Raw genomic sequence first — 26,845 nt, 5'->3', positions numbered from 1 at the left:
CCCGGCCCGGGACGACGGCCGGCGACATCGCGCCGAGGGGCCGACTCGTCAACTCCCGCCCCTCGCGCGCGCTACGGTGGTCCGACCCCGTCCGCCTCTCCGGCGACGGACCCGAGGCAGCGCACAGCACGAGGTGGGGGCAGAGCAACTCCATGGCACAGGGCACGGTCCAGGTGACGCACACCGGCACATCGCGATGGCGCCGCCGCACGGGCGAGTACGCCTCCCTCTCCGCGGCCCTGGAGGCGGCAGCCGACGGCGACGTCCTCACCGTCGCGCCCGGGACCTACCGGGAGAACCTCGTCGTCCACCGTGCGGTGACGCTGCGCGGCCCCGAGGGGTCGGTCGGTTCCGTGCGGATCGCGCCGGTCGACGGCGTACCGCTGACCGTGCGCGCCTCCGCGGTCGTCCAGGGGCTGCACATCGAGGGCCAGGATTCGACGGCCCCGGCGCTGCTGGTCGAGGACGGCACGGCGGAGCTGACGGACCTGCGGATCGTGACGCGGTCCGCCGCGGGCATCGAGGTACGCGGCGCGGCCCGGCCCACCGTGCGGCGCTGCACGGTCGACAATCCGGCCGGGGTCGGCATCGCCGTGCTGGACGGTGCGGGCGGGGTGTTCGAGGAGTGCGAGATCGTCTCGGCGGGCCAGTCCGGGGTCTCCGTCCGCGACGGCGGGCATCCGCGCCTGGACCGCTGCCGGATCCATCACGCGTCCGGGGCGGGCATCGGCGTCACCGGCGAGGGCAGCGGTCTGGAGGCGTTCGGCTGCGAGGTGTACGAGATCAAGGGCAGCGGCATCCAGGTCACCGCCCGCGCCTCGGCCCATCTGACCGACTGCACGGTGCACCGCACGTCGGCGGACGGCGTCACGCTGGACACCGACGCGGTGCTGACGCTCGCCGACTGCGACATCCACGACATTCCGGAGAACGCGATCGACCTGCGGTCGCGTTCGGTGCTCACGCTGACCCGTTCCACGGTCCGCCGCTTCGGCCGCAACGGGCTGTCGGTCTGGGATCCGGGGACCCGGGTCGACGCCAACCAGTGCGAGATCCATGACAGCACGGGCGACTACCCGGCGGTCTGGGTCAGCGACGGCGCGACGGTGATACTGGACGCCTGCCGGGTGCACGACGTGCCCGACGCGTTGTTCGTCCTCGACCGGGGTTCGCGCGCGGACGTGGTGGACAGCGACCTCTCCCAGATCCGTAACACCGCCGTCTCCGTGAGCGACGGGGCCACCGCCCAGCTGGACGACTGCCGGATCCGGGAGGCGTCCACGGGCGCCTGGTTCCGCGACCACGGCAGCGGCGGCACGCTGAACAACTGCACGATCGACGCGGCGCAGACCGGGGTCATCGTCACCAAGGGCGCGGATCCCACGATCGAGCGCTGCACGGTCACCTCGCCCGCCGAGGCCGGGTTCTACGTCTCGGCGGAGGGCCGGGGCACCTTCGACAGCTGCCGGGTGACGGGCAGCGAGGGCTATGGCTTCCATGTCATGGACGGCTGCCGCACCACGCTGACCCGCTGCCGGACCGAGCGGTGTGCCCGGGGCGGTTACGAGTTCCCCGAGGGCGACCACGCTGCCGCGACCGGGCCGGTGGCCCAGGACTGCACGAGCGACGAGAGCGGTCTGCGTACGGCACCGGCTCCGGCCCCCGCCGTGCTGACGGCCACGCAGTCGACGCCCGGCCTCCTCACCACCATGCCCGGCCAGCGGGCCGTGGAGCCCGAACCGGTGGCTCCGGCGGCGGAGCCGGCCCGGGACTCCTCGGCGGTCCTCGGTGAACTGGACGCGCTGGTGGGCCTGGACAGCGTCAAGCGCGAGGTGCGGGCGCTGACCGACATGATCGAGGTGGGCCGCCGCCGTCAGGAGGCCGGGTTGAAGGCCGCGTCCGTCCGCCGCCACCTCGTCTTCACCGGCTCCCCCGGTACGGGCAAGACCACGGTCGCCCGGCTGTACGGGGAGATCCTGGCCTCGCTCGGGGTGCTGGAGCGCGGCCACCTGGTCGAGGTGTCCCGGGTCGACCTGGTCGGCGAGCACATCGGCTCGACGGCGATCCGGACCCAGGAGGCGTTCGACCGGGCGCGCGGCGGGGTGCTGTTCGTCGACGAGGCGTACGCCCTCTCCCCCGAGGACTCCGGCCGGGACTTCGGGCGGGAGGCCATCGACACGCTGGTGAAGCTGATGGAGGACCACCGGGACGCGGTGGTCGTGATCGTCGCGGGCTACACCCACGAGATGGAGCGGTTCCTCACCGTCAACCCCGGGGTGGCCTCGCGGTTCTCCCGGACCATCACGTTCAGCGACTATCTCCCCGAGGAGCTGCTGCGGATCGTCGAGCAGCAGGCCGAGGAGCATGAGTACAGCCTGGCGGAGGGCACCGGGGAGGCGCTCCTGAAGTACTTCACCGCGCTCCCCAAGGGCCCCGCATTCGGCAACGGCCGCACCGCCCGGCAGACCTTCGAGTCGATGGTGGAGCGGCACGCGGGCCGGGTCGCCCAGCTCGCCGAGACGAGCACGGACGACCTGACCCTGCTCTATCCGGAGGACCTCCCCGAACTGCCCTTCTGAAGCCGTGCCTCCGCCTGTCGGGGCACCAGCGGGCCCAGTTCATCGAGGAGGGCGGCGCGCTCCTCGGCGAAGACCGGGTCGGCCTGGTAGTCGGAGTGCCCGAGGATCGGTTCGGGCAGCGGGAGCTTCGTGGTCCGCCCGTAGGCCAGGGGGTCCTTGAGGGGGCCCCGGTCGACGCCGGGGTCGGGGTCGGCGCAGATGCGGACGGGGCCGCCGATCGGGTCGGTGGCCCGCCACAGATTGCGCCAGCAGTGCACCGAGCGGTGCAGCCCGAGCAGCGGCTCGGGGCCGAAGTAGGCCGGGAACCACCGCCCGTACAGCCGCTCCAGGGGCGAGCCGTAGGTGAGCAGCGCGACCCGGCGGCGGGTGGCGTCGGGCAGCTGCCAGACGGCGGACGCGGCGAGCACGCTGCCCTGCGAGTGGCCCGAGATGACGAGCCGGCCCCGGGGCGTGGTCGTCGTCCAGGCGGACATCCGGGAGGCGAGGTCGGGGACGGCGCGCTCGGCGTAGCACGGGGGCGCGAAGGGGTGGGCGGCGCGCGGCCAGAAGGTGCCCACGTCCCAGAGGATGCCGATGGTGCGGCGGGCCGAGGCGTCCTTGTAGGCGCGGCGGCCGCCGGCGACGAACAGGACGAAGCCGAATCCGATGAGCCAGGATCCGGTCGACTGGGCGGCCTCGGCGAACGATTCGAGGAGCGGCCCGCTCCCGTCGGCGGCCCGGCCCGGCACTTCCTCGCTGCGCCAGGAGCCGGCGATCGCGCCCGCCCCGAGCAGCAGGGTGGCGGCGGAGACCACGCCGACGATCCAGGGGGCGGAGTCGGTGAGGGCGGCGGTCGCGCGGATCCGGGCGATCCGGCGGGTACGGCCCTCGTCGGGCGGTTCGGGGGCGTACTCCGCCTCGATGACCGGGCCCAGGCGGCGGGCGGTGCGCGCGGTGCGGACGATCAGCAACAGGACCGGGACGAGCAGGAGCAGCAGGAGCACCGGGATGACGGAGGCCTGCCAGCTGAGCAGGACCGGCGGCCCGGCGATGTCGGCGCCGTGGCCCATGCCCGGGGTCCCGGACCCGTCGAGCCAGTCGGCGACGCGCTGGGCCACGCCGCCGGTCATCACGCCGCCGAGGGCGCAGGCGAGCATCGCGACGGCGGGGCCGCCGAGTCCGTACAGGATGGTGCGGGGTTCGGGGGTGCGCCGGTAGAGGTCCCGGGCGACGACGGCGAGGACGACGACGAGGAGGCCCTGGCCGAGGGCGAGGAGCCGGAAGGTGGTCTCGCCGGGCAGGGAGCCGGAGGACTGCCAGTCCGGTCGCGACCAGGAGGCGTACAGGACGGAGAGGGCGAGCAGGGCGAGTGCGGAGCCGGGCAGATAGGTGATGAGGGCGGCGTCCAGCCGGGTGTCGCGGGTCCGTTCGCTGCGGCCACGGCGGCAGACGACCCAGACGACGACGAGCGCGCACAGGACGATGCCGCCCTCGACGGCCGCGCCGATGAACGGGGGCACCGGGCCCCCGGCGCTCCGGTCGTGCCGTGCGGCGGCGCCGGCGACGGCCGCGGCGACGGTCAGGAACCCGGCCGCGGTGTGGGCGGCGCGGAGCCGGGCGACGAGCCGGCGTCCGTACCAGAAGCCGGGCCTGCCGAGCGCGGGGCGGACCGGGGCGGGCGGGTGCGGGGCTCCGTCTCCGTCCGGGTCGGGCGCGCCGGGGCCGTGGGCCTCCTGCGAACCGTCGGGGTCGTGCGCGTCGATCTCGCCGCCGTCCAGGGGGCGTTGGGCCTCGTACGCGCTCCAGGTCCGGTTGGACAGATACCACAGGAGCCCGACCAGGGCCGCGGGCACGACGGCCGCCAGGGCGAGACGGCGGCCGGGCTGGGACCACCAGCCGCCCTGATGGGCCGACAGGAAGCCGAGCCAGGAACGCCGTTCGGCGCAGGCCTCGGCGCCCGCGCACTGCCAGGCCAGCAGGTCCAGGGCGACTTCGCAGGCGGCCGCCGTGAGCAGCACGGTGAGGCTGAGCGCGACGAGCCGCACCAGGACGCCGTACAGCCGGACCGCGCGGGTGCGTCCGGTGGCGGTGGGGCGCATCCAGTGGGCGAGGTTGACCACCATGAACGGCAGGAGCAGCAGCCACAGGGCGCGGGAGCCGTTGCCGGAGGTGAGGCCGGACCAGCAGTACGCCTCGGCCACAGGCTCGTCCCGGTAGCGCTCGGGGTGCTTCTCGCCGTGGGCGTCCTCGGTGCGCCGGTACACGGCGGCGGTCGCGTCCCCGGTGACCCGGACGGTACGGGGGTCGCCCAGCATCTCCTGCGGGGTGGCGCCGCCGACGCCGTGGACGAGCAGCTCCAGTGCGGTCCCGGTGTGCTGCGGGGACGGGGACGGGGAGGCCGACGGGGGCGGGGGCGAGGGCGGGGCGGCAGGAGCCAAGGGGGAACTCTCTCTCGGGTGCGCCGGCCTCGCGGCCGGCGGGGACGTGCACAGGAGCGGGTGGGGCGGGCCGGGACGCCGTGGGCTCCGGGCATGGTGACCCGCCGGTCGCCCGGACCCAGGATTCCGGGCGCGGGGCGGGGGCGTGAGCGGTCACACGGAATCTCCCCAGGTGATACGCCGGACATGCCTGCGTGGCAGGATGAGCGTGTCGCGCAGACCGCTGCGGACCGTACGGCAGAGGGAAGGACCGGACCCGGCGTTGAGCGAGAATCAGAACCTGCTCGCGGAGCAGCGCCGTGCGCTGATCCTCGACGAGGTGCGCAGGCGTGGTGGGGTCCGGGTCAACGAGCTGACCCGCAAGCTGAACGTCTCCGACATGACGATCCGCCGGGATCTGGACGCGCTGGCCCGCCAGGGCGTCATCGAAAAGGTCCACGGCGGTGCGGTCCCGGTCGTCGAGGCGAGTACGCACGAGCCCGGGTTCGAGGCGAAGTCGGCGCTGGAGCTGAGCGCCAAGGAGGACATCGCGCGGGCGGCGGCGGCGCTGGCGGTGCCCGGCAGCGCCATCGCGCTCTCGGGCGGGACGACGACGTTCGCGCTGGCCCGGCATCTGCTGGACGTGCCGGATCTGACGGTGGTGACCAACTCGGTGCGGGTGGCGGACGTGTTCCACGACGCGCAGCGTCCGGCCGGGGGGCGCGGCGCGCGGCCCGGGGCGGCGACGGTGGTCCTGACGGGCGGGGTGCGCACGCCCTCGGACTCGTTGGTGGGGCCGGTCGCGGACCGGGCCATCGATTCCCTCCACTTCGATGTGCTGTTCCTCGGTGTGCACGGGATCTCGACCGAGGCCGGGCTCTCGACGCCCAATCTCGCGGAGGCGGAGACCAACCGCCGTTTCGTCCGGGCGGCGCGCCGGATCGTGGTCGTGGCCGATCACACCAAGTGGGGCACGGTGGGCCTGAGTTCCTTCGCCGCTCTGGAGGAGGTCGACACGTTCGTCACGGACGCCGGCCTGGCTCCCGGGACGCGCGCGGAGATCGAGGAACATCTGCCGGGTCTGCTGGTGGCGGGCGACACCCCCGCCGGGACGGCCGCGACCGCCGGGGCCGCCGACGCCTCGCCCGCCACCGAGGGCTGAGGCGGGCGCTCCGGATTCCGTTCGGCTCGGCGCGGGTCCGCCGGACACCCCATAGGATCGTGGTGTGGCCGTCTTCCGGATCGAGCGCTTCTCCCCTCTCCCCGCAGCCGAGGCCTGGCGGCGGGTGACCGACTGGGAACGGCACGCCGCGCAGGTGCCGTTGACCGCGATCTCGGTCCCGACCGGGCTTCCCTCGCAGCTCGGGACGGTCTTCGTGGCGCGTACGGGGCTGGGCCCGCTGGCGTTCGACGATCCGATGGAAGTGGTGCGGTGGACGCCGCCCGCCGGGGGCCGGGCCGGGGTCTGCCTGCTGGAGAAGCGGGGGTCCGTGGTGCTGGGCCGGGCCTCGATCGACGTGCTGCCCACGGATTCCGGTTCGCATGTGGTCTGGGTCGAGGAACTGCGGGTGCGGCTGGTGCCCCGGTGGGGCGATCCGCTGCTCGCCTCCACCGGGCGCCGGGTGTTCGGCAGGGTCCTGGACGCCCTGCTCGCCTCCCCCGACGACCGGTAGGACCGCCGGGGCCACCGGCGACCGGCAGGACCGGCGGCGTCACCGGCGATGTGACCGTCACACGATTGACTCGTTTGTCGGTATGACATCCCGCCACGGCCCCGGAAGGCACCCATTTCATGCCGATCCATCAACCGCAGCAGCGGACCGATGTACGCCCCGACCGCACGGGCGTGCAGCAGGCCGAGGCCGCCCTCGTGGAGCACTACCCCCGCCTGGTGCGCCTCGCCTACGTCGTTCTGCCGCCGGCGCTCGGCCGGCACCGCCGGGTCCTGGCCGCCCACGCCCTCGTCCAGCGGGCCCTGCCCACGGCCGGAAGCAGTGTGCGGAGCCCGCGCGTTCCCGCCCAGTCCCGCCGGTCCGACACCCCGGCGGGCGCGGAGCCCGCGCCTGTCGCCGGGCAGGACCGGGGCCTCTCGGGCGGGGCGTACGGGTGGGTGCGGCTGCGGGTGCTGCGGGCGGCGCTGGCCCATGAGCGGCGGCCCCGCTGGTGGCCCGGGCGGCTCCCGGCTCCGGCCGCGCTGCGTCCGACGGTGCCGGTGGTGTGGGGGCTGCGGCTCTTCCCCCGGGCGGGCGGTGTCGACGAACTGGCCCTGGACCGCGCCCTGTCCACGGTGTCCGGGGCGGTCCGGGCGGCGTTCGCCCTGGAGTTGCTGGAGGGTCTCGACGAGCGCGCGGCACGGGCGTTGCTGGCCGAGGCGGAGGTGGTGGATCCGGCGGGTGCGGTGCGCCGGGCGGCCCGGCTGGGGAAGCCGGACCGGGCCGGGGCGCAGGCGATGCTCAGGTCGGGCGAGTTCGACCCGTGCACGGTCCAGACCCGGCCGAGCGACCTGCTGCGGCGCAGGCACCGGGCACGGGCGGTGGCGCTGGCCGCCGCGCTGTGCGTGGTGGCGGGCGGGCTGGCGGTGGCCGTCGAGGAGGGGACGCGGCGCACGGGCGAGGACCGGGGCCCGGCGGGCGTGTTCGCCCCGGTGCTCGATCCGGCCGAGCTGCTGCGGACGGCGGCGGAGCAGTGGGCGGACACCTCGCGCGTCGACTTCACGGCCTGGCCCGCCCGGGGCGGGCGCGCGGGCGACGGCGAGCTGCTGGGCCGGGCGCTGCGGGCCTGGTCCGGGCCGCCGGGCACGGTCCGGGTGTCCACCACGCCGGGCACGGTCGCGGTGCCGCCCGTACAGCCGCCCCGGCTGCTGTTCGCCGGTGAGGTGGACGGGGCGGCCGTGGTGCTGTTCCACGACGGCGGGGTCCGGGTGGTGCGGTACGCGGAACCGTTGTCCGGGTCCGGCGGGGCGGCCCTCGACTTCGCCAGGACGGACGACGCGGGCGTGACGACGGGGGCGGCCGTCGTCGTCAGCCGTACGGGCGACGGCGCGCGGTTCCTGCTCGCGCCCTGGATCGCGGAGTCCACCACCCGGGACCTGCTCGCGCCGGACACGCCCGGACGGCCGCTGGAGGTGGGCCCGGACGGGGTCACCGCCGCGGTGCCCCGGCCGGGCGCGGGCGGCGGGTGCGACTCCTGGCCGGTGCTCCAGTTGCGGTCCTCCGAGCGGATCGTGGAGAAGCACGCGTTCCTGGTGACGGATCTGGGCGACCTGGCCCCCGCGCACCTGACGTACACGCCGCAGCCCGGCCGGGGCGCGCCGGCCCGGCAGCCGCGTGAGGCGACGGGCACGGACGCGCTGCTCGCCTGGGCGCGTACGGCGTGCTCGCTGCGGGCGCTCGCGGGTTCCGGTGTGCGGGCGGTCAACAACTGGGCCTTCGCCGAGCAGAAGCTGCCCGAGGGCGGTGCGTCGGCCGGCTGGCTGTGCACCCGGGCGGACACCTGGCGGGGCCCCGGCCGGGTCCTGGTCCAGTTCCTCGGGCCCGCCGCCTCGCCCACGGACCCGGCCGCGGTGGTCGCCGACCGCGACGACACGGCCCTGTGCAGCAGGTTCGGGCAGCACGTCCTGGCGGGCACCCATTGGAAGGCGGCCTCCGGCCGGTGGTACGTCCTGGCGGCGGGGAGCCGGGCGGTGACCCGGATCGAGGCGAGCGGGGCGGTGCGGGGCGCGGCGGGCGGTCCGACGTTCGCGGTGCGGGCGCCGCGTGACGCCGACGTGGAGCTGACGGCGTCGCTGCGCGAGGGCGGGACGCTCACGGCGGTGCGCTGAGCGGACGCGAGGGCCGGGGAGCCGTCACCGTACCGATGCCGCCGATGCGGCCGATGCGGCCGTACGGAGTCCCCGACCGGTCGTGCGGGCCGTCCGGTGCCAGACTCGGACAGGTGACGGATCTTGACGACGGCTCTGATGACGGCTCCGGCGACCTGAGGCTTCCCGACGGTCCGGACCACGGCCCCGGCGGCTCGCCTCCGCGCTGTCTGGTGACCGGGGCCACCGGCTACATCGGCGGCCGCCTGGTGCCCGCCCTGCTCGACTCCGGACACCGGGTGCGCGCCCTGGCCAGAACGCCGCAGAAGCTGCGCGACTACCCCTGGGCGGACCGGGTGGAGGTGGTGCGCGGCGATGTCACCGACGCCGCGTCGCTGGCGGAGGCGATGCGGGGCGTCGACGTGGCGTACTACCTGGTGCACGCGCTCGGTTCCGGTGCGGACTTCGAGGAGACCGACCGTCGGGCCGCCCGGACCTTCGGGGAACAGGCGCGGGCCGCCGGGGTGCGCCGGATCGTCTATCTGGGCGGGCTGACCCCGGCCGGGGTGCCGGAGAAGAGCCTGTCGCCGCATCTGCGTTCGCGGGCCGAGGTGGGGCACATCCTGCTGGACTCCGGGGTGCCGACGGCGGTGCTGCGCGCGGCGATCGTCATCGGTTCGGGATCCGCCTCGTTCGAGATGCTGCGGTATCTCACCGAGCGGCTGCCGCTGATGATCACCCCGAGTTGGGTACGGACCCGGATCCAGCCGGTGGCCGTACGGGACGTGGTCCGGTATCTGGTGGGATGCGCGTCGCTGCCCGGGGACGTGAACCGGGCCTTCGACATCGGTGGCCCGGACGTCATGACGTACCGGGACATGATGCAGCGCTACGCCCGGGTGGCGGGGCTGCGGCGGCGGCTGATCCTGCCGGTGCCGGTGCTCACTCCGACGCTCTCCAGCCGCTGGGTCGGTCTGGTCACACCGGTGCCCAGCTCCATCGCCCGGCCGCTCACGGAGTCGCTGCGGCACGAGGTGGTCTGCCGGGAGCACGACATCAAGGAGTACGTCCCCGATCCGCCGGACGGGGCCATCGGCTTCGACCGGGCGCTGCGGCTGGCCCTGAAGCGGATCCAGGAGGCACGGGTCGACACCCGATGGTCCAACGCCTCGGTACCCGGCGCACCGAGCGACCCGCTGCCCACCGACCCGGACTGGGCGGGCGGCAGCCTCTACCGCGACGAGCGGGAGCTGGCCGTGCCGGTCGGCCCGGACGCGCTGTGGCGGGTGATCGAGGGCATCGGCGGGGAGAACGGCTGGTACTCCTTCCCGCTGGCCTGGGCGGTCCGCGGATGGCTCGACCGGCTCGTCGGCGGGGTGGGGCTGCGGCGCGGCCGACGGGACGCCCAGCGGCTGCGGGTGGGCGACTCGCTGGACTTCTGGCGGGTGGAGGAGATCGTGCCGGGCGAACTGCTGCGGCTGCGGGCCGAGATGCGGCTGCCGGGCCTGGCCTGGCTGGAGCTGTCGGTGCGCCGCGACGAGCGGGGCCGGACGGTGTACGGGCAGCGCGCCCTGTTCCATCCGCGCGGGCTGCCCGGTCATGCGTACTGGTGGAGCGTGTGGCCCTTCCACTCGGTGGTGTTCGGCGGCATGGCGCGCAACATCGCCGAGGCGGCCGCCGCCGAGGAGAAGAGCCGCGTACCGATGGCCGGCAGTGGTACAGACAACTGACGGCCCGGCCGCTATGGTGTGCCCGGCTCCGCACGCCACAGACCTCCGGGAGGTGCACGGGATGGCACGCCGACTCCGTACCGTGGGACGGGAGTTCGCCGACTCCGCGCCGCTACGTCTGGTGTTCGCCGCCGAGGTGTCCGCGCCGGTGGACGTGGTGTACCGCGCGCTCGCCGAGGACGTCGCGTCGTGGCCGTCCTGGTTCACCGCTGTCACCCGGGCCACGCCCACCGACGCGGGCGCGGGCCGTGAGGTGCGGCTGCGGGGCGGGGTGCGGTTCCGCGAGACGATCGTGGCCGCCGAACCGGACACGTGCTACGCCTACCGGGCCGACGAGTCCAACGCCCCGGGTCTGCGGGCCCTGCTGGAGGAGTGGCGGCTCACCCCTGAGGGGTCCGGGACCCGGGTGCAGTGGACCTTCGCCGCCGACGGGACGGGGCTGTTCCGCCTGGTGCTGAGCCTGGCGCGGGCAGGGGTGGGCCGGTCCTTCCGGGACGCCGTGCGCCGCCTGGACGCGCGACTGGCGACGACGACACCCTGAGCGGCGCGCCGGGAGCCCGGCCTCACGCGGCTGAACGTTTCGGTTGGCCCCTGATCGCTCTGGTTGGCCCGTGGAAGCCTTCGAGATGGCCACGGGCATGGGGTGACCACCCCGGGCCGGTTTCGCTGTCACTGGCTCCGCGTACGGTCTCCACATGGTTGATCAGCAGTGGAGCGGGGTCCGGCAGCGTGTGATCGCGCTGGGCGACCAGCCATCAAGCGGAACGGTGTTCGGCTCTCTCGGGCACAGGTGGGTCCTGGAAGACCCCCTGACGGATGACGGACTTGCCGAACTGGAGGCGCAGGTAGGCGTGCGATTGCCGGATGATTACCGCGGCTTCCTCACCTGCGTGGGCGCCGGCGGCGCCGGCCCTGCGTACGGCCTCTTCCCCGTTCGCCGCGTGCAGGGCCGCTGGCGCTGGGAAGGAGACGGTGCTGACCTGGCCGATCTCACCATGCTCACCAGGCCCTTTCCTGACCACGGTCCGGATCCCGAAGACCTCGACGCGCTTCTCGCCGTTCGTCCTGAAGAAGAGGACTTCGACGAGATCGAGGACTTCGACGAGGCCATCGAAGCGTGGGACGAACGCTGGGAAGCCCTGTTGTTCGCCCCCGAGCGAACAGCCGGCGCCATCGTGATCTCCCACCTCGGTTGCGCCCAGCGGGAGTGGCTGATCATCAGCGGCACCCACCGCGGCACAGTCTGGTCCGATTGCCGGGCGGACGACGCCGATCTTGCCCCGCTCCTCGACCGGGCCGGGAAACCGATGGCCTTCGCCCACTGGTACATCGACTGGCTGCGCAAGGCGGAGTTCACCTCACACCGTCCGTCTGCGAACGTCTGAGGCCACTGGGGGTCGACTCCTCTGTCACTCCGCGGGCGTGATCCGCCAGGTGCCGTGGCGTACGCCGAGCGTCGCGACCAGGTCGGCCCGTGGCGAGAACGAAACGCCCAGCCGCCACGGGTCCGGCAGGGCAGCCAGCCCGATGGCGACCAGATCCTCGGTGACGTCGTCCAGGGTCCGGGACCTGAGCGTAATGGTCGGCCTCATCCCCGGACAGGCCGGCCGGCGCGCTCGGACAGACCTCAGCAGGGCCAGGTCCCGGTGGCGAGGAACGCGTCGATGGCACCGGTGTAGGGGGCGATGTCCAGGCCCTGTTCTTCCAGCCACGAGTCGGAGTAGTACTTGTCCAGGTAGCGGTCGCCCGGGTCGCACAGCAGCGTGACGACGCTGCCCTGCTCGCCCCGCTCCACCATCTCGGCGATCAGCTTGAACGCGCTCCACAGGCCGGTGCCGGTGGAGCCGCCCGCCTTGCGGCCGATGGCGCGGTCCAGGGCGCGGACGGCGGCGACGCTGGCGGCGTCGGGCACCTTCATCATGCGGTCGATGGCCCCGGGCACGAAGCTGGGCTCCATGCGCGGGCGGCCGATGCCCTCGATGCGCGAGCCGCGGTCGCTGGTGGCGAGCGGGTCGTTGCGGGTCCAGCCGTCGAAGAAACAGGAGTTCTCCGGGTCGGGCACACAGATGCGGGTGTCGTGCTGGAGGTAGTGGACGTAGCGGGCGATGGTCGCCGAGGTGCCGCCGGTCCCGGCGGTGGCGACGATCCAGGCGGGTTCCGGGTAGCGCTCCAGACGCAGCTGCTGGTAGATCGACTCCGCGATGTTGTTGTTGCCGCGCCAGTCGGTGGCGCGCTCCGCGTAGGTGAACTGGTCCATGTAGTGCCCGCCGGTCTCGGCGGCGAGGGCGGCGGACTGCTCGTACATCGTGCGCGAGTCCTCGACGAAGTGGCACCGGCCGCCGTGGAATTCGATCAGGCGGCACTTCTCGGGGCTGGTGGTGCGCGGCATCACGGCGATGAACGGGACGCCGATCAGCTTGGCGAAGTACGCCTCCGACACGGCGGTCGAACCGCTGGACGCCTCGATGACCGGCTTGCCGGGCCGGATCCAGCCGTTGCAGAGCCCGTAGAGGAAGAGCGAGCGGGCGAGGCGGTGCTTGAGGCTGCCGGTGGGGTGCGTCGACTCGTCCTTGAGGTAGAGGTCGATGCCCCACGCCTCGGGCAGCGGGAAGCGCAGCAGGTGGGTGTCGGCGGAGCGGTTCGCGTCGGCCTGGACCTTGCGGACGGCCTCCTTCAGCCAGGCCCGGTACTCCGGGTCGCTGCGGTCGACGTCCACGGTCGCCGTGGCCCCGTGCCCGGGTGTGTGCTCACTGGTGTCCATGGGCCTGCTCCTGTTGCTCGTCGATCCGGTGCTCGTGCCTCCACGATATGCACCCCACCTGCACAAACGGTCACTTTGGTGGTCCATAGCGCTGCCTTTGACCGGTGCCTGCGGGGACGGCGGTCGCGGGCGGTGCGGGCGGCGGCGCGACAGGGCTCCGGGCCCTCTGGCGATCCGGCCCGTACCGGGGCACACTGCACAGCAGGAGTGGTGACGAAGGGGGGCGAATCCGCGATGGCGGACGTCGAGTTCAGTGCGTCGGGGGTCAGGATCGAGCGCTTCACCCGATCCCTGACCAGGGCTGGTCAGGTGGTCGTCAAGGACGGTCGGCTGTCCCTGCTCACGAGCAGCGGGCGGGAGATCGACAGCGCCCCGGTGGGCACGGTCAGCGCACGCAAGTGGTGGTTCATCGCGGCGGATTCCGTCATCGCCCGGGTGAACGGGGTGCGCTACCGGTTGACGATGGGGCAGCGCAGTCGCAGACGCGACGGGGCGGCTCCGCTGCGGCGTTTTCTGGAGACGCTGCGCAGCGCGCGCGGCCGCCGGGACTGACCGACCGGTACGGACACGGCGGGCCGGTTCCCGGGCCGCCGGGCTCCGCCGCGAGTTGCGGAGCCGTATCCCCTGAGCCACGCTGGATCCACGTCACTGAAGGTGCACCCTCGGTGACAGAGCGATCCGCTCCACGGACCGGGTCGCGCGACACGAGCAGACACGACAAGAGCAGAGCGGATTCGGCAGTCAGTCGTCCGCCGGCTCCGTTCGTATCTCTTCTCTTCTTCCGGACCTATTTCGGGGAGTCGCAGCCGTGATCAGCGAGCCAAGCAGGCACTGCACGGTGGAGCTCCAGGCCCTGCCGTCGCGGATCGGTCAGGTCCGCAGAATCATCTCGGCGCAACTGCGCTACTGGCATCTCGATCCTCTGATCGACCAGGCGGCCCTGGGCGTCACCGAGCTTCTCACCAACGTTCACCGGCACGCACAGCCGGACAAGTCATGCACCGTCGACATCGAGCTGCTGCTCGACCGCCTGACGGTCTCCGTCCACGACCACGACCCGCGCCTGCCCACGGTGAACGAGGCGGACTCGTTCGCCACGTCGGGCCGGGGCCTGGCGCTGATCGCCGCCGTCAGCGAGAGCTGGGGCGTGCGGCCGATCGGCTCGGCCGGGAAGGCCGTCTGGTTCACCCTCCCCGCGGCCTCCACCGCCTCGACCCTGCCACCGCTCGCGGTGTACGGGTCGATGACCGACGGGCCGTTCGGGGCCGTGACCATCACCCCCGACGACATCGTGGCCGTGCCCGCCCGGTCGGCCGTCGTCGGCTGACCGGGCGGGGCGGGAACGAAGGGCGGCGGGGCGGCCGGGGTCACGCCTTGCCGCCGCCCGCGGCCGGGCCGAACTGTTCGTCCAGCACGGACAGCCGGCGCCAGTACTCGTCCTCGTCGATCTCACCCGCGGCGAAGCGGCGGCCGAGCAGGGTGATCGGCGAGGCCTCGCCGGGGCCGGCCCCCGGAGTGCGGGCGGCACCCCACGGGCCTCGGCGCCCGCGCCACACGGTGCGGCGCAGCAGGGTGACGATCCCGATGACGACCGCCGCCCAGAAGAGCGGGAAGAGCAGGACCCAGGGGCCGGGTCCGCCGGAGTGCGCCAGGGTGTTCATCTCGGTCAGCTCCCTCGTTCGCGGAAGGGCGTGGTGCCTTTTCCGGTCGCTTTCGAGCCTGCCCGGAGGAGGGGCTCCGGGGCGTCGTACACCCGGCGGCCGTGTGCGTACTCCGGTGGGAGCAGCCGGAGCCGGCCCACCCCCTCCTCTTCTGTACCTACTGGTATGTACACTCCCTCCATGAGTACCCCGGACCGGCTGATCGAGGCCACGCAGGAGCTCCTGTGGGAGCGCGGCTATGTGGGCACCAGTCCCAAAGCCATTCAGCAGCTGGCCGGCGCCGGCCAGGGCAGCATGTACCACCACTTCAGCGGGAAGCCCGGGCTGGCGCTCGCCGCCATCACCCGTACCGCCGAGGAGATGCGCCGGACCGCGGGGCGGCTGCTGGACGGCCCCGGAGGCGCGTACGAGCGGATCGCGGCGTATCTGCTGCGCGAGCGCGATGTGCTGCGCGGCTGCCCGGTGGGGCGGCTGACGATGGACCCGGACGTCATCGCCGACGACGAGCTGCGCGCACCGGTGGACGCCACGCTGGACTGGCTGCGCGGCCGGATCGCGGCGATCGTCCAGGAGGGCGTGGACACCGGCGAGTTCACTCCGGGGACCGATCCCGGGCCGGTCGCGGCGGCCGTCGTCGCCACGGTGCAGGGCGGCTATGTGCTGGCCCGCGCCTCGGGCTCGTCCGCCGCCTTCGACAGCGCCGTGGAGGGCCTGTTGTCGCTGCTCGCCGCCCGTACGCACCAGATCTGAGGAGTCCCGCGTGCACGCCATGCAGTACGAGATCACGCTCCCGGCCGACTACGACATGGGGATCATCCGCACCCGGGTCGCGACCAAGGGCCATCTCCTCGACGACTTCCCGGGGCTCGGCCTCAAGGCCTATCTGATCCGGGAGCGCGAGGCGGGCTCCCCGGTGAACCAGTACGCCCCGTTCTACCTGTGGAACGCCCCCGAGGGGATGAACACCTTCCTGTGGGGCGCGGGTTTCCAGGGCCTGGCCGACGACTTCGGCCGCCCCGAGGTCCAGCACTGGACGGGTCTGGCCTACGAGGAGGGGCCGTCGTCCGGCGCGCTCCCCCGCGCGGCCGTCCGGCTGCGGCAGGCGGTGCCCGCCGACGTACGGCCCGCCGACGCGGTCGGAGCGGCCCTGGAGGAGACACACCGGATCGCCGCCCTGCCCGGGGTGGTCGCCACCGCGCTGGCGGTCGATCCGCGCCGCTGGGAGCTGGTGCACTTCACCCTGTGGGAGCGGCCGGAGCCCGGGGCGGCGGGCGAAGTTTACGAGGTGCTGCACCTGTCGGCACCGGAGGCCGGCCGGCTACGGCGGGGGCGGCAGTGGTGAACGGCAGGTAGGCGGCGTCGGGGGCCGTCGGGCCTCGCCCCGGCACGGCTTCAGGACCGCGCGGCTTCAGACCGGCGCGGGCTTCAGACCGGCGCGGGCTTCACGCCAGCGCAGCCAGGGGGTCGTCGAGGACCGGCTGCCAGGCCAGTTCGGCGGCGCCCACCAGGCTGTTGTGGGCCAGGGTGCACGACAGGATCGGCACACTGCCGCTGCGCCCCCACAGGCTCCGGTCGGCGACGACGGCGCGCAGCCGTTCCGGGTCCGCCTCCAGCAGGTCGCGGTGGAGTCCGCCGAGGATGATGCGGTCGGGGTTGAGGATGTTGACCAGCCCGGCGAGCCCGAGACCCAGACGGTCGATCAGCGCCTCGGCGGCGTGCCGCACGGCGGGGTCGCCGTACTCCGTGCGGAGCAGGTTCCCGGCCTGCTTGAGGAGGGACTCCTCGGGGCCCGGTTCACGGCCGGCGGTGGTGAGGAAGGCCAGCGGGTCGGTCTCCACGTCGAGGCAGCCGCGCCCGCCGCAGTGGCAGGGCCGCCCCTCGGGGTTCACGGTGAGATGGCCCACCTCCAGCGCGAGGCCCGAACTGCCGCTGTGCAGGCGGCCGTCGAGCACGAGTGCCCCGCCGACGCCCCGGTGTCCGGTGGCCACGCAGAGCAGGTGCTGGGCGCCGCGCCCCGCGCCGTGCCGGTGCTCGGCCAGCGCGGTGAGGTTGACGTCGTTGCCGGTGAACGCGGGTCCGGTGATGCCCGCTTCGCGGACGCAGGCGGCGAAGATGTCCCGGACCGGGGAGCCCGCGGGCCAGGCGATGTGCAGCGGGTTGAGGGCGGTTCCCTCCGGCTCGGCGACCGCGGACGGCACGGCGAGCCCGGCCCCGACGCAGCGCAGCCCGCTCTCGCGCAGCAGTTCCGCTCCCGCCTCCACGACCTCGCCGAGCACCTGGGCGGGGTCGGCCATCACCGCGACGCAGCCCGGCGAGGTGGCGACGATCCGGCCGCCGAGCCCGACGAGCGCGGCCCGGAAGCCGTCGGCGTGCACCTGGGCGGCGAGGACGACGGGACCGGTCTCCAGGACGGACAGCCGGTGCGAGGGGCGGCCCTGGGATCCGGCCGCCGACCCGGGGCTGGAGTCGACCCGGATCAGCCCGAGCGCCTCCAGTTCAGCGGCGACCGCCCCGGCGGTGGCGCGGGTGACACCGAGTTCGGAGGTGAGCACGGCCCGGGTGGGGGCCCGTCCGGTGTGGACCAGTTCCAGTGCGGGCCCGAGCGCACTGCGGCCCCTCTCCAACTTCGTCCGGGTGGTGGTCGCCTTGCCGTTCATGGGGGCGAGTCTCCCATGATCCGGAGGCGCCCCGGACGCCCAGGGCCGGTCCGGGGACCCCGTTCCGGCCACGGCCGAGCCCCGGGAACGTCCGGTGCGCAGCAGTGTTGCGTCCGGCTCCGGAGCGCCTCTATGCTGAGTTTGTGCCGCAACTAAACAAACTGCGGACGGCCCTACCGGGGGGACCTGGCGGAGACACCGCCCCACCCGCGTCGGCCCGCCTCCGTACCGCGCTGACCGTGTTCTTCGCCCTCGACGGGTTCCTCTTCGCCGGCTGGGTGGTCCGCATCCCGGCCATCAAGCAGCAGACCGGCGCCTCGGCCTCCACCCTCGGCCTCGCCCTGCTCGGCGTCTCCGCCGGTGCGGTGATCACCATGATGCTCACCGGCCGGCTCTGCCGCCGTTACGGCAGCCACGCCGTCACCGTGGTCTGCGGCGTCCTGCTCCCCCTGAGCATCGCCCTGCCCGCCCAGACCCACTCGGCACTCTCCCTCGGCCTCGTGCTGCTGGTGTTCGGTGCGGCGTACGGCGGGATGAACGTGGCGATGAACAGCGCCGCCGTCGACCTCGTCGCCCAACTGCGCCGGCCCGTGATGCCGAGCTTCCACGCGGCGTTCAGCCTGGGCGGCATGGTCGGCGCCGGGCTCGGCGGGCTGGTCGCGGGGGGTCTCTCCGCGTCCACCCACCTCTTCCTGCTGGCCGGGATCGGCCTGCTCGTCACCGCCTTCGCCGGACCCTCCCTGCTGCGCCACCGCCCGGCCCCCACCGCTCCGGAGTCCCTCTCCCCGCAGCAGCCGAAGCGGCGGCTGTCGCCCCGGGCCCGCCGGATCGTCGTGCTCTTCGGCGTGATCGCCCTGTGCACGGCGTACGGGGAAGGGGCTCTCGCCGACTGGGGCGCACTGCACCTGGAACAGGACCTGGACGCGCACCCCGGGCTCGCGGCGGCCGGATACGCACTGTTCGCCCTGACGATGACGGCGGGCCGACTGACCGGGACGATGCTCCTGGAACGCCTCGGCCAGACCCGCACCCTCGTCCTCGGCGGGGCGACGGCCGCGGCCGGAATGCTGCTCGGCTCGCTGGCGCCGACCCTCTGGCTGGCACTGGCCGGGTTCGCGGTCACCGGCCTCGGGCTCGCCAACATCTTCCCCGTCGCGGTGGGACGCGCGGGCGAACTCGCGGGGCCGAGCGGGGTCGCCGCGGCCTCGACGCTCGGTTACGGCGGGATGCTGCTCGGCCCGCCCGCGATCGGCTTCCTCGCCGACTGGTTCTCGCTGCCCCTGGCCCTGACGACGGTCGCCCTGCTGGCCACGGCGGCGGCCGCCCTGGGGTACGGGGCCCGCAACGCCACGTCGGATGCGCACGCCTGATCACCGCACACCTGGTCGATTGAGTAGCCGTACTCAGGCGCCGCCCGCTCCCCCGGCGCACGATGGAGGCCTCGACCGAGCAAGAAGCACAAGAAGCACAAGAAGCACAAGAAGCAGGGGAGCACACCATGAAGCGGCTGAATCGGCTGAACCGACTGACCGACCACCCGCACCTCAACGCCGTGGTCCGGCTGACCTTCCGCAACCCCGCTTCCCTGATCTACCTCGGGCTGGTGCTCGCGGCGACGCTCTTCGTCACCGTGGACACCCTGTTCGTCACCCACGAGGACGCCTCGTTCTCCGGCGTCTGGCTGTTCCTCCTCGCGGCCCCGACCGTCTTCCTGTTCTTCTTCGGCAGCTCCCTGGCGGGCGCCGAGGCGGGCGGGCCCGCGTGGTTCCTGGTCCTCGGCCTGGTGGTCTCGGTCCTCGTCCAGTCGCTGGCCCTGGGCTGGTTCGTCCGCCTGGTGCGCCGGGCCGGATCGGCCGGATCCGCGCACCCGCAGGGCATCTGACACCCGTAGGACGGCCGGCACGGCCCTGGCACAATCACCGCCATGCAGATCGCCGAGCACATCGCGTCGTTGTCCGAGGAAGGGCGGCTGCTCGCGGCCGCCGCCGAGCAGGCCGGCCCCGGGGCATCGGTCCCGACCTGCCCCGGCTGGCAGATACGCCATCTCCTGCGGCACACCGGCATGGTGCACCGATGGGCGGCGGCGTTCGTCACCGAGGGCCACACCACCTACCGACCGGACGGCGGCGAACCCGCCCTCGACGGCGCCGAACTCCTGGCCTGGTTCCGCGAGGGGCACCGCCATCTGGTCCGGTCCCTGGAGGAAGCGCCCGCCGACCTGGACTGCTGGACCTTCCTGCCGGCCCCCTCGCCGCTGGCCTTCTGGTCCCGCCGCCAGCTCAACGAGACGACCGTGCACCGCGTGGACGCGGAGTCGGCGCTCGGCGGTCCGCTGACCCCGGTGGCCGCGGACCGGGCGGTCGACGGCATCGACGAACTCCTGACCGGCTTCCACGCCCGGCCCAAGAGCAAGGTCCGCTCCAGGAAGCCCCGCACGCTGCGGGTGCGGGCCGTGGACGCGGAGGCGACCTGGACGGTACGGATCTCGGAGGACCCCCCGGAGACCGTACGTGCGGTGGGCGGCTCCGACCCGGGTGACGGCGTCGACTGCGAGCTGAGCGGTACGGCCGAGGGGCTCTACCTCACCCTCTGGAACCGGCTGCCGCTCACCGCCCTCACCCTGCGCGGCGACCGTGCGGTGGCCCGTCTCTGGACGGACAACTCCGCGGTCAGCTGGTGAGGGGCTCCGGACCGCCACAGCCCGAGCGGACACCTCAGGGGTCCGACGCCGCCGCCGGTCGGCGGCGGACGCAGGCCGGGCGGGACGCGATGACGGTCGAGATCGGCTACGCGCTGGTCAGCGCGGCCTTCGTGGCCGGCCTGACCTTCGCGGGCGTTCTCGTGCCCGCGCTGTTCTTCTTCGATCCCGGCCCGACCGTGCGGCGGGTGCTCCTGTATGCCGCCGCCACGGCCGCCGCACTGTCCTTCGTCCTCCGGGTCGTCCATGTGCTGTGGCGGTTCCCGCGACACGGGGGCACCGAACCGCCCGCCCCGGATCAGCCGAGCCAGCCGGGACGTACCAGCCCCGACTCGTAGGCGAGGACGACGAGTTGGGCCCGGTCGCGGGCTCCGAGCTTGACCATCGTGCGGCTGACGTGGGTCTTCGCGGTGAGCGGGCTGACGACCAGTCTGCGGGCGATCTCCTCGTTCGACAGGCCGATGCCGACCAGCGCCATCACCTCCCGCTCCCGTTCGGTGAGCCGGGCGAGCGAGGCGGCGGCCGTCGGCTCCTTGGAGCGGGCCGCGAACTCCGCGATCAGCCGGCGCGTCACACCCGGGGAGAGCAGCGCGTCCCCGCCGACCACGGCCCGTACCGCGCGCAGCAGTTCCTCCGGCTCGGTGTCCTTGACCAGGAAGCCCGAGGCCCCGTTGCGGATGGCCTCGAAGACGTACTCGTCGAGTTCGAAGGTGGTGAGCATGACCACCTTCACCTCGTCCAGGTCCGGGTCGCCGGTGATCCGCCGGGTGGCGGCCAGCCCGTCCAGGCGGGGCATGCGGATGTCCATCAGCACGATGTCGGGGCGCAGTTCGCGTACCAGCCGGACCGCCTCGTCGCCGTCGGCGGCCTCCCCGGCGACCTCGATGTCCGGCTGCGCGTCCAGTAGGGCCCGGAAGCCTGCCCGTACCAGCAGCTGGTCGTCGGCAAGCAGTACGCGGATCACGGTGTCTCCTCGGAGGGCTCCGGCGGGTCCTGGCGGTTCCGGTCGCGGTCCGGACCGGCGAACGGCAGTTCCGCGAGAACCCGGAAGCCTCCGTCGGGGCGGGGTCCCGCCTCGATCGTGCCACCCAGGGCGGCGGCCCGCTCCCGCATCCCGACGAGTCCGTTGCCGCTGCCGCCCGCGTCGTCGCCGGTGGCGGGTCCCGCGTCGTCGATACGGAGCCGGAGACGCCCGGGGCCGTAGCCGATGCGCACCTGTGCGGTACGGGAGCCGGAGTGGCGGACGACGTTGGTCAGGGCTTCCTGGACGATGCGGAAGGCGGCGAGACCGGCGCCGGGCGGGACGGCGGCCGGATCGCCCTCGCTCTCCACGGTGACGGCGAGTCCGGCGCCGGCTGCCTGTTCGACGAGTTCGGGGAGCCGGTCGAGGCCGGGGGCAGGGGCCGTGGGGGCGTCGCCGGGCGTACGGAGGTTGGCGAGCACCTGACGTACCTCGTCGAGCGCTTCCTTGCTGGCCCCCTTGATCGTGGTGAGGGCGGTCCTGGCCTGTTCCGGGTCGGAGTCGAGCAGCGCGAGCCCGACCCCGGCCTGCACGTTGATGACGGAGATGGAGTGGGCCAGCACGTCGTGGAGTTCGCGGGCCATGCGCAGCCGTTCCTCGTCGGCCCGCCGCCGCTCCGCCGCCTCCCGTTCCGCACGGGCGGCCGCCCACTGCTCCCGGCGGACCCGCAGCAGTTCGGCGGCGGCCACGACGGCCACGACCCACGCGGTGATGAAGCCCTCCTGCGCCCAGGGCGCGGCCGGGTCGCCGTCCGGCGGCAGCCAGCGGTACAGCCAGTGGGCGACCAGAACATGCCCGGCCCACAGCGCGCCCAGGGCCCACCAGGCGGCCTTGCGGTGTCCGGCCACGATCGCGCTGAAGCAGCCGACGGCGACGGCGACGAACACCGGCCCGTACGGATAGCCCGCCGCGAGGTAGACCAGGGTCACCGCGCAGGTGGTGGCCACGGCGACGACCGGGCGGCGGTGGCGGAAGAGCAGCACGCCGACCGCGACGAACAGCAGCAGCCGGGCCGCCGGGTCCAGGGGCCGGCGGTCCTGTCCCTGTTCGGCGAAGCCCGTACCGACCATGACGAACACCAGGAGCACGGCGGTCGTCACCCAGGGCAGCCCGGCGGCGGTCCGCGAGCGCGCGCCGGACAGCCACGGCGGCGGTCCGCCCCGCCGCCCCGGCCGTCCGGGCGGCCGGGGCCCGGGGAAACCGCAGGGTCGCTGTTCGTCCATGGCGGCCACGCTAGACGGCGGACGGGTGCGGAGGCGTCCGCCGTGCGTGGTGATCACCCGTACTCCGTGGGGAGTACGCCGCCGGGGAGGGCGGCGGCGTACCGTCAGGCCGTGACGACGCCGCGCAGGCCCACCGAGCGGGCCAGCTCACCCGCGGCCTGCCGGAACAGCGGCTCGCGCGCCTCGACGACCCGGTTGAACTGGCCGAACAGCTCGAAGGAGATCAGGCCGAACAGCTGGGCCCAGGCGGCGACCAGGGCCGCCACGGCCCCCGGAGGCACGCCCGGGGCGAAGTCGGCGGCCATCCGCTCCGCGTCGGCGCCCAGGCCGGGGGCGAGCGGCGGCACGTCGAGAGCGTCGGCCCGGAACGCGGCGCGGACGATGTCGATGAAGACCAGGCCCACCCGCGACGCGGGCCCCACCGTGTCCATCGGGGCGATGTAGCCGGGGACGGGCGAACCGTAGATCAGGGCGTACTCATGCGGGTGGGCGAGCCCCCATTCCCGTACGGCACAGGCCACGGCGACCCAGCGATCGACGGGTGGCACCGTCCCGGCCCGCTCCGCCGCCTCCGCCGTGTCCTCCGCCGCCCCTTCCGCGACCTCGCCGATCGCGTCGAACGCGTCGACGATCAGCGCGGTGAGCAGGTCGTCGCGGCTGGGGAAGTAGCGGTAGAGCGCGGAGGAGACCATGCCCAGCTCCCGGGCGACGGCCCGCAGCGAGAGCTTCGCGGCGCCCTCCTCGGCGAGCTGCTTCCTGGCCTCGTCCTTGATGGCCGCGGTCACTTCGATGCGTGCGCGTTCCCTGGCGCCCCGGATGGTGCTCATGCGATCAGTCTGCCATGCGTACGGAGCACCGACCAAGAACGAGAGCAGTGCTCTTGCTTTTGAACACCTCTTCCGTGCACACTGATCTCAAGCGAGAGCACCGCTCTCCCCATGCTTCAGGACACTTCGGGAGTCACCATGTCGCAGCAGGCCTACTACCTCCGGGCGAGCGCCTCCGCCAACCGTTTCAACAAGATCGTCGGCTGGCTGGCCCGGCACGGCCTCAGCCTGATGGGCTCCGCCGAGCTGTCGGTGCGCGGGCGCAAGAGCGGCCGGATGCAGCGCGTCCCGGTCAATACCCACAGCTTCGAGGGCGAGCGGTACATCGTTTCGGCACGCGGCCACTCGCAGTGGGTGCGCAACATGCGCGTCGCGGGCGGCGGGGAGCTGCGGCTGGGGCGCAAGGTCAGCCGGTTCACCGCCGTGGAGATCGCCGACGACGCCCAGAAGGCGCGGATCGTCCGCGCCTATCTGGAGCGGTGGGGCTGGGAGGTCAACCAGTACTTCCAGGGGATCACGGCGAAGTCCACGGACGCCGAACTGCTGGCGGCCTGCCCGGACCACCCGGTCTTCCGCATCACGGTCGAGGCCTGAGCCGTGCCCGGCACGGGCTCGGGGTGCCGTTCCGCCCGGAAGGCGGAACGGCACCCCGAGAAGTGCGGTCGTGGCGTGCGTGCCCGGATGTCGGTGTCTAGCGGTCCATCGCGGACAGCGCCCGCTGCGCCATGGGGTGCGTACGGACCAGCTCGGCCAGCGACGTCGTTCCCCGGGTGATCCCGGCGAACGCCTTCCACGCCGGGCGGAAGCCGGTCAGCACCGCGTGCAGCATGCCCGGGCGGCGCTCGAACAGCTTGAGCATGCGGCGGCCGACGCCCATCTCCACGCCGAGCCCCGCCTTGATGGCGAAGGCGTAGTTGAGGGCCTGACGGCGGGCGTCCACCGCGTCGTGCGACTCGGCGATCCTGACCGCCCACTCCCCCGCGAGCCGGCCCGAGCGCAGCGCGAAGGAGATGCCCTCGCGGGTCCACGGCTCCAGCAGTCCGGCCGCGTCCCCGCAGACCACGACCCGGCCGCGGGAGAGCGGTGAGTCGTCGCTGCGGCAGCGGGTGAGATGGCCCGAGGAGACGGCCGGCTCGAACCCGGCGAGGCCGAGGCGGGCGATGAAGTCCTCCAGATACCGCTTGGTGCCCGCGCCGTCGCCGCGCGCCGAGATGACGCCCACGGTGAGCGTGTCCCCCTTGGGGAAGACCCAGCCGTAACTTCCCGGCATCGGGCCCCAGTCGATGAGCACCCGGCCCGCCCAGTCCTCCGCGACGGTGGCCGGAACCGGGATCTCCGCCTCCAGGCCGAGGTCGACCTGGTCGAGCTTCACCCCGACATGGGCTCCTATCCGGCCCGCACTGCCGTCCGCGCCGACGACCGCCCGCGCGAGCACCGTCTCGCCACCGGCCAGCACCACGGCGACCGTTCGCCGGTCGGGCACGGCGGGACCGTGCTGCTCGACCCGCACCACCGACGCCCCGGTACGCAGTTCGGCCCCGGCCTTCTGCGCCTCCTCGACCAGCCCGGCGTCGAACTCCGGGCGGTTGATCAGCCCGAAGAGCATGCGCCGGGAGCGGCGGGTGCGCGACAACTTGCCGTTGAGCGAGAAGGTGACCGCGTGGATGCGGTCCTTCAGGGGCAGTTCGAACCCGGGCGGCAGGGAGTCCCGCGAGAAGCCGATGATTCCCCCGCCGCAGGTCTTGTAGCGCGGCAGTTCCGCTTTCTCCAGCAGCAGGACTCTTCGGCCCGCCACTGCTGCCGCGTACGCCGCCGATGCGCCGGCCGGTCCGGCGCCGACCACGACGACATCCCACACGGACGACTCTTCCGGCTCATGTCCGGCGTCTGCGTTCTCGCTGCTCACGATGTGCTTCTGCTCCCGATCCGACCAGTGGCCCCAAGCTGCTCACGGCATCCTACGGCGCGTTCCGGCCGAGCCCTCCTGTGGGAGGATCGGCCATGATTTCGTCGTACACGCGTCGCCGCATCAACGGCGTCGTACACGGTCGCGTACACACCGCGCCCTACCCATAACGTCGCACCCACGAGGAGCGTGCCCATGACCGCCCGTCCGATTTCCGAGACCGTCGCCTCGTTGATGCCCCGCGCCCGGGAGGAGCTGGCCGAGCTGGTGGCGTTCCAGTCGGTGGCGGACCCGGCGGTGTTCCCGAGGAGCGAGTGCGAGGGCGCGGCGAGGTGGGTCGCCGACGCGCTGCGCGCCGAGGAGTTCACGGACGTCGCGCTGCTGGACACCCCCGACGGCACACAGTCCGTCTACGGGTTCCTGCCCGGGCCGGCCGGGGCGCCGACCGTGCTGCTCTACGCGCACTACGACGTGCAGCCGCCGCTGGACGAGTCGGCGTGGATCTCCCCGCCGTTCGAGCTCACCGACCGCGACGGGCGCTGGTTCGGCCGGGGCGCGGCCGACTGCAAGGGCGGGTTCATCATGCACCTGCTCGCGCTGCGCGCCCTCAAGGCGAACGGCGGCGTCCCGGTCTCGGTGAAGGTGATCGCCGAGGGCTCCGAGGAGCAGGGCACCGGCGGTCTGGAGCGGTACGCGGAGGCGCATCCGGAGCTGCTGGCGGCCGACACGATCGTCATCGGCGACACCGGGAACTTCCGGGTCGGACTGCCGACGGTCACCTCGACGCTGCGCGGGATGACGATGCTGCGGGTGCGGTTGGACACGCTTGAGGGCAACCTGCACTCGGGGCAGTTCGGCGGCGCGGCCCCGGACGCGCTGGCCGCGATGATCCAGCTGCTGGCCTCGTTGCGCGCCGAGGACGGCACGACCACGGTCGACGGTCTGACCGGTGACGCCGACTGGGACGGACTGCAGTACCCGGAGGCGGAGTTCCGGCAGGACGCCAAGGTGCTGGACGGGGTGGAGCTGATCGGCACGGGCACGGTCGCGGACCGGATCTGGGCGCGTCCCGCCGTCACCGTCATCGGCATCGACTGCCCGCCGGTGGTCGGCGCGACGCCGTCCGTGCAGGCGAGCGCGCGGGCGCAGATCAGCCTGCGGGTGCCGCCGGGCCAGGACGCCGCCGAGGCGACGAAGCTCCTCACCTCACATCTGGAGTCGCGTGCTCCGTGGGGTGCGCGGGTGAAGGTGGAACAGGTGGGCCAGGGCCAGCCGTTCCGCGCCGACATGACCAGCCCGGCGTACACGGCGATGGCGGACGCGATGCGGGACGCCTACCCGGGCCAGGAGATGCAGTCCTCCGGCATGGGCGGCTCCATCCCTCTCTGCAACACGCTGGCGGGCCTCTACCCGGAGGCGGAGATCCTGCTGATCGGGCTGAGCGAGCCCGAGGCGCAGATCCACGCGGTGAACGAGAGCGTGTCGCCCGAGGAGCTGGAGCGGATGTCGGTCGCCGAGGCGCTGTTCCTGCGGAACTACGCGGAGTCGAAGAAGGCCTGACCGCTACGCCGTCGGCGAAGTCGCCCG

At 73.6% G+C, this 26,845-nt stretch carries 26 protein-coding genes; 17 read left to right on the top strand and 9 right to left on the bottom strand.

Annotated elements, in window-relative coordinates:
- Window positions 1-152 precede the first annotated feature (152 nt).
- On the top strand, window positions 153-2,579 hold the full coding sequence (locus ACIQPT_RS26740; RefSeq protein WP_401159252.1) for a right-handed parallel beta-helix repeat-containing protein: 2,427 nt from the start codon (window positions 153-155) through the stop codon (window positions 2,577-2,579).
- On the opposite strand, the gene ACIQPT_RS26735 is transcribed toward ACIQPT_RS26740, so the two are convergent.
- Entirely contained in the window at window positions 2,546-4,996 is a 2,451-nt protein-coding gene (locus ACIQPT_RS26735; protein WP_401159250.1) for a hypothetical protein, read from the bottom strand. The genes ACIQPT_RS26740 and ACIQPT_RS26735 overlap by 34 nt on opposite strands.
- A gap of 262 nt (window positions 4,997-5,258) precedes the next feature.
- Between ACIQPT_RS26735 and ACIQPT_RS26730 the strand changes: the two genes are divergently transcribed.
- The 6 genes from ACIQPT_RS26730 to ACIQPT_RS26705 all read left to right on the top strand — a co-directional run bounded on the left by ACIQPT_RS26730 (window position 5,259) and on the right by ACIQPT_RS26705 (window position 11,889).
- Window positions 5,259-6,137, top strand: a complete 879-nt coding sequence (locus ACIQPT_RS26730; RefSeq protein ID WP_401159248.1) for a DeoR/GlpR family DNA-binding transcription regulator — start codon at window positions 5,259-5,261, stop codon at window positions 6,135-6,137.
- 64 nt (window positions 6,138-6,201) lie between these two features.
- Window positions 6,202-6,648, top strand: a complete 447-nt coding sequence (locus ACIQPT_RS26725; RefSeq protein WP_401159246.1) for an SRPBCC family protein — start codon at window positions 6,202-6,204, stop codon at window positions 6,646-6,648.
- 119 nt (window positions 6,649-6,767) lie between these two features.
- Window positions 6,768-8,795 carry a hypothetical protein gene (locus ACIQPT_RS26720; protein WP_401159245.1) on the top strand — a complete coding sequence of 676 codons (2,028 nt, stop codon included), beginning with the start codon at window positions 6,768-6,770 and terminating at the stop codon, window positions 8,793-8,795.
- Window positions 8,796-8,908: 113 nt separating this feature from the next.
- The gene (locus ACIQPT_RS26715) at window positions 8,909-10,504 is read left to right on the top strand and encodes an SDR family oxidoreductase (RefSeq protein ID WP_401159243.1); all 1,596 of its coding nucleotides are present in this window, start codon (window positions 8,909-8,911) and stop codon (window positions 10,502-10,504) included.
- A gap of 61 nt (window positions 10,505-10,565) precedes the next feature.
- The gene (locus ACIQPT_RS26710; RefSeq protein ID WP_401159241.1) at window positions 10,566-11,045 is read left to right on the top strand and encodes an SRPBCC family protein; all 480 of its coding nucleotides are present in this window, start codon (window positions 10,566-10,568) and stop codon (window positions 11,043-11,045) included.
- A gap of 154 nt (window positions 11,046-11,199) precedes the next feature.
- Entirely contained in the window at window positions 11,200-11,889 is a 690-nt protein-coding gene (locus tag ACIQPT_RS26705; RefSeq protein WP_401159239.1) for an SMI1/KNR4 family protein, read from the top strand.
- Window positions 11,890-11,913: 24 nt separating this feature from the next.
- Here the strand turns inward: ACIQPT_RS26705 and ACIQPT_RS26700 are convergent, their stop codons facing one another.
- Both ACIQPT_RS26700 and ACIQPT_RS26695 read right to left on the bottom strand, forming a co-directional pair.
- A complete protein-coding gene (locus tag ACIQPT_RS26700; RefSeq protein WP_401159237.1) occupies window positions 11,914-12,096 on the bottom strand; it encodes a hypothetical protein in 183 nt (60 codons plus the stop codon).
- A gap of 35 nt (window positions 12,097-12,131) precedes the next feature.
- On the bottom strand, window positions 12,132-13,265 hold the full coding sequence (locus ACIQPT_RS26695; RefSeq protein WP_401159235.1) for a PLP-dependent cysteine synthase family protein: 1,134 nt from the start codon (window positions 13,263-13,265) through the stop codon (window positions 12,132-12,134).
- A 234-nt stretch (window positions 13,266-13,499) separates the two neighbouring features.
- Here ACIQPT_RS26695 and ACIQPT_RS26690 point away from each other — a divergent pair, with 234 nt between their 5' ends.
- Both ACIQPT_RS26690 and ACIQPT_RS26685 read left to right on the top strand, forming a co-directional pair.
- Window positions 13,500-13,817 (top strand): hypothetical protein, encoded by a 318-nt coding sequence (locus tag ACIQPT_RS26690; RefSeq protein WP_266406844.1) that lies wholly within the window; start codon window positions 13,500-13,502, stop codon window positions 13,815-13,817.
- A 256-nt stretch (window positions 13,818-14,073) separates the two neighbouring features.
- Window positions 14,074-14,592, top strand: a complete 519-nt coding sequence (locus ACIQPT_RS26685; RefSeq protein WP_401159233.1) for an ATP-binding protein — start codon at window positions 14,074-14,076, stop codon at window positions 14,590-14,592.
- A 40-nt stretch (window positions 14,593-14,632) separates the two neighbouring features.
- Here the strand turns inward: ACIQPT_RS26685 and ACIQPT_RS26680 are convergent, their stop codons facing one another.
- On the bottom strand, window positions 14,633-14,926 hold the full coding sequence (locus ACIQPT_RS26680) for an SHOCT domain-containing protein (RefSeq protein WP_401159232.1): 294 nt from the start codon (window positions 14,924-14,926) through the stop codon (window positions 14,633-14,635).
- A gap of 165 nt (window positions 14,927-15,091) precedes the next feature.
- Between ACIQPT_RS26680 and ACIQPT_RS26675 the strand changes: the two genes are divergently transcribed.
- Both ACIQPT_RS26675 and ACIQPT_RS26670 read left to right on the top strand, forming a co-directional pair.
- On the top strand, window positions 15,092-15,676 hold the full coding sequence (locus ACIQPT_RS26675) for a TetR/AcrR family transcriptional regulator (protein WP_401159230.1): 585 nt from the start codon (window positions 15,092-15,094) through the stop codon (window positions 15,674-15,676).
- Between the two features lie 10 nt (window positions 15,677-15,686).
- Entirely contained in the window at window positions 15,687-16,268 is a 582-nt protein-coding gene (locus ACIQPT_RS26670) for a DUF4865 family protein (protein ID WP_401159228.1), read from the top strand.
- A 100-nt stretch (window positions 16,269-16,368) separates the two neighbouring features.
- Here ACIQPT_RS26670 and ACIQPT_RS26665 read toward each other — a convergent pair whose 3' ends face one another.
- Window positions 16,369-17,583 carry an ROK family protein gene (locus ACIQPT_RS26665; RefSeq protein ID WP_401159227.1) on the bottom strand — a complete coding sequence of 405 codons (1,215 nt, stop codon included), beginning with the start codon at window positions 17,581-17,583 and terminating at the stop codon, window positions 16,369-16,371.
- 239 nt (window positions 17,584-17,822) lie between these two features.
- On the opposite strand from ACIQPT_RS26665, the gene ACIQPT_RS26660 reads away from it, so the two are divergent.
- From ACIQPT_RS26660 to ACIQPT_RS26645, 4 genes are all read left to right on the top strand, one after another.
- A complete protein-coding gene (locus tag ACIQPT_RS26660; protein ID WP_401159225.1) occupies window positions 17,823-18,953 on the top strand; it encodes an MFS transporter in 1,131 nt (376 codons plus the stop codon).
- A gap of 128 nt (window positions 18,954-19,081) precedes the next feature.
- On the top strand, window positions 19,082-19,465 hold the full coding sequence (locus tag ACIQPT_RS26655; RefSeq protein WP_401159223.1) for an SCO4225 family membrane protein: 384 nt from the start codon (window positions 19,082-19,084) through the stop codon (window positions 19,463-19,465).
- A gap of 42 nt (window positions 19,466-19,507) precedes the next feature.
- On the top strand, window positions 19,508-20,263 hold the full coding sequence (locus ACIQPT_RS26650; protein WP_401159221.1) for a maleylpyruvate isomerase family mycothiol-dependent enzyme: 756 nt from the start codon (window positions 19,508-19,510) through the stop codon (window positions 20,261-20,263).
- A gap of 89 nt (window positions 20,264-20,352) precedes the next feature.
- On the top strand, window positions 20,353-20,619 hold the full coding sequence (locus ACIQPT_RS26645; protein WP_401159220.1) for a DUF6332 family protein: 267 nt from the start codon (window positions 20,353-20,355) through the stop codon (window positions 20,617-20,619).
- Here the strand turns inward: ACIQPT_RS26645 and ACIQPT_RS26640 are convergent.
- The 3 genes from ACIQPT_RS26640 to ACIQPT_RS26630 all read right to left on the bottom strand — a co-directional run bounded on the left by ACIQPT_RS26640 (window position 20,580) and on the right by ACIQPT_RS26630 (window position 23,352).
- Window positions 20,580-21,245: a response regulator transcription factor gene (locus ACIQPT_RS26640; RefSeq protein ID WP_364889924.1), complete on the bottom strand. Its 666-nt coding sequence runs from the start codon at window positions 21,243-21,245 to the stop codon at window positions 20,580-20,582. The two genes, ACIQPT_RS26645 and ACIQPT_RS26640, sit on opposite strands and share 40 nt — an antisense overlap.
- Window positions 21,242-22,525 carry a sensor histidine kinase gene (locus ACIQPT_RS26635; RefSeq protein WP_401159218.1) on the bottom strand — a complete coding sequence of 428 codons (1,284 nt, stop codon included), beginning with the start codon at window positions 22,523-22,525 and terminating at the stop codon, window positions 21,242-21,244. The genes ACIQPT_RS26640 and ACIQPT_RS26635 overlap by 4 nt, the downstream gene beginning before the upstream one ends.
- Window positions 22,526-22,629: 104 nt before the next feature.
- The gene (locus tag ACIQPT_RS26630; RefSeq protein WP_401159217.1) at window positions 22,630-23,352 is read right to left on the bottom strand and encodes a TetR/AcrR family transcriptional regulator; all 723 of its coding nucleotides are present in this window, start codon (window positions 23,350-23,352) and stop codon (window positions 22,630-22,632) included.
- 138 nt (window positions 23,353-23,490) lie between these two features.
- On the opposite strand from ACIQPT_RS26630, the gene ACIQPT_RS26625 reads away from it, so the two are divergent.
- Window positions 23,491-23,946: a nitroreductase family deazaflavin-dependent oxidoreductase gene (locus tag ACIQPT_RS26625; RefSeq protein ID WP_401159215.1), complete on the top strand. Its 456-nt coding sequence runs from the start codon at window positions 23,491-23,493 to the stop codon at window positions 23,944-23,946.
- Window positions 23,947-24,043: 97 nt separating this feature from the next.
- On the opposite strand, the gene ACIQPT_RS26620 is transcribed toward ACIQPT_RS26625, so the two are convergent.
- Window positions 24,044-25,258: a geranylgeranyl reductase family protein gene (locus ACIQPT_RS26620; RefSeq protein WP_401159213.1), complete on the bottom strand. Its 1,215-nt coding sequence runs from the start codon at window positions 25,256-25,258 to the stop codon at window positions 24,044-24,046.
- A 195-nt stretch (window positions 25,259-25,453) separates the two neighbouring features.
- On the opposite strand from ACIQPT_RS26620, the gene ACIQPT_RS26615 reads away from it, so the two are divergent.
- Window positions 25,454-26,818 (top strand): dipeptidase, encoded by a 1,365-nt coding sequence (locus ACIQPT_RS26615; protein WP_401159211.1) that lies wholly within the window; start codon window positions 25,454-25,456, stop codon window positions 26,816-26,818.
- Window positions 26,819-26,845 lie beyond the last annotated feature (27 nt).

Source organism: Streptomyces sp. NPDC091289, from assembly GCF_044757365.1.
In the GTDB taxonomy this organism is placed as follows: Bacteria; Actinomycetota; Actinomycetes; order Streptomycetales; family Streptomycetaceae; genus Streptomyces.
This window is presented reverse-complemented; position numbering and strand designations above follow the sequence as displayed.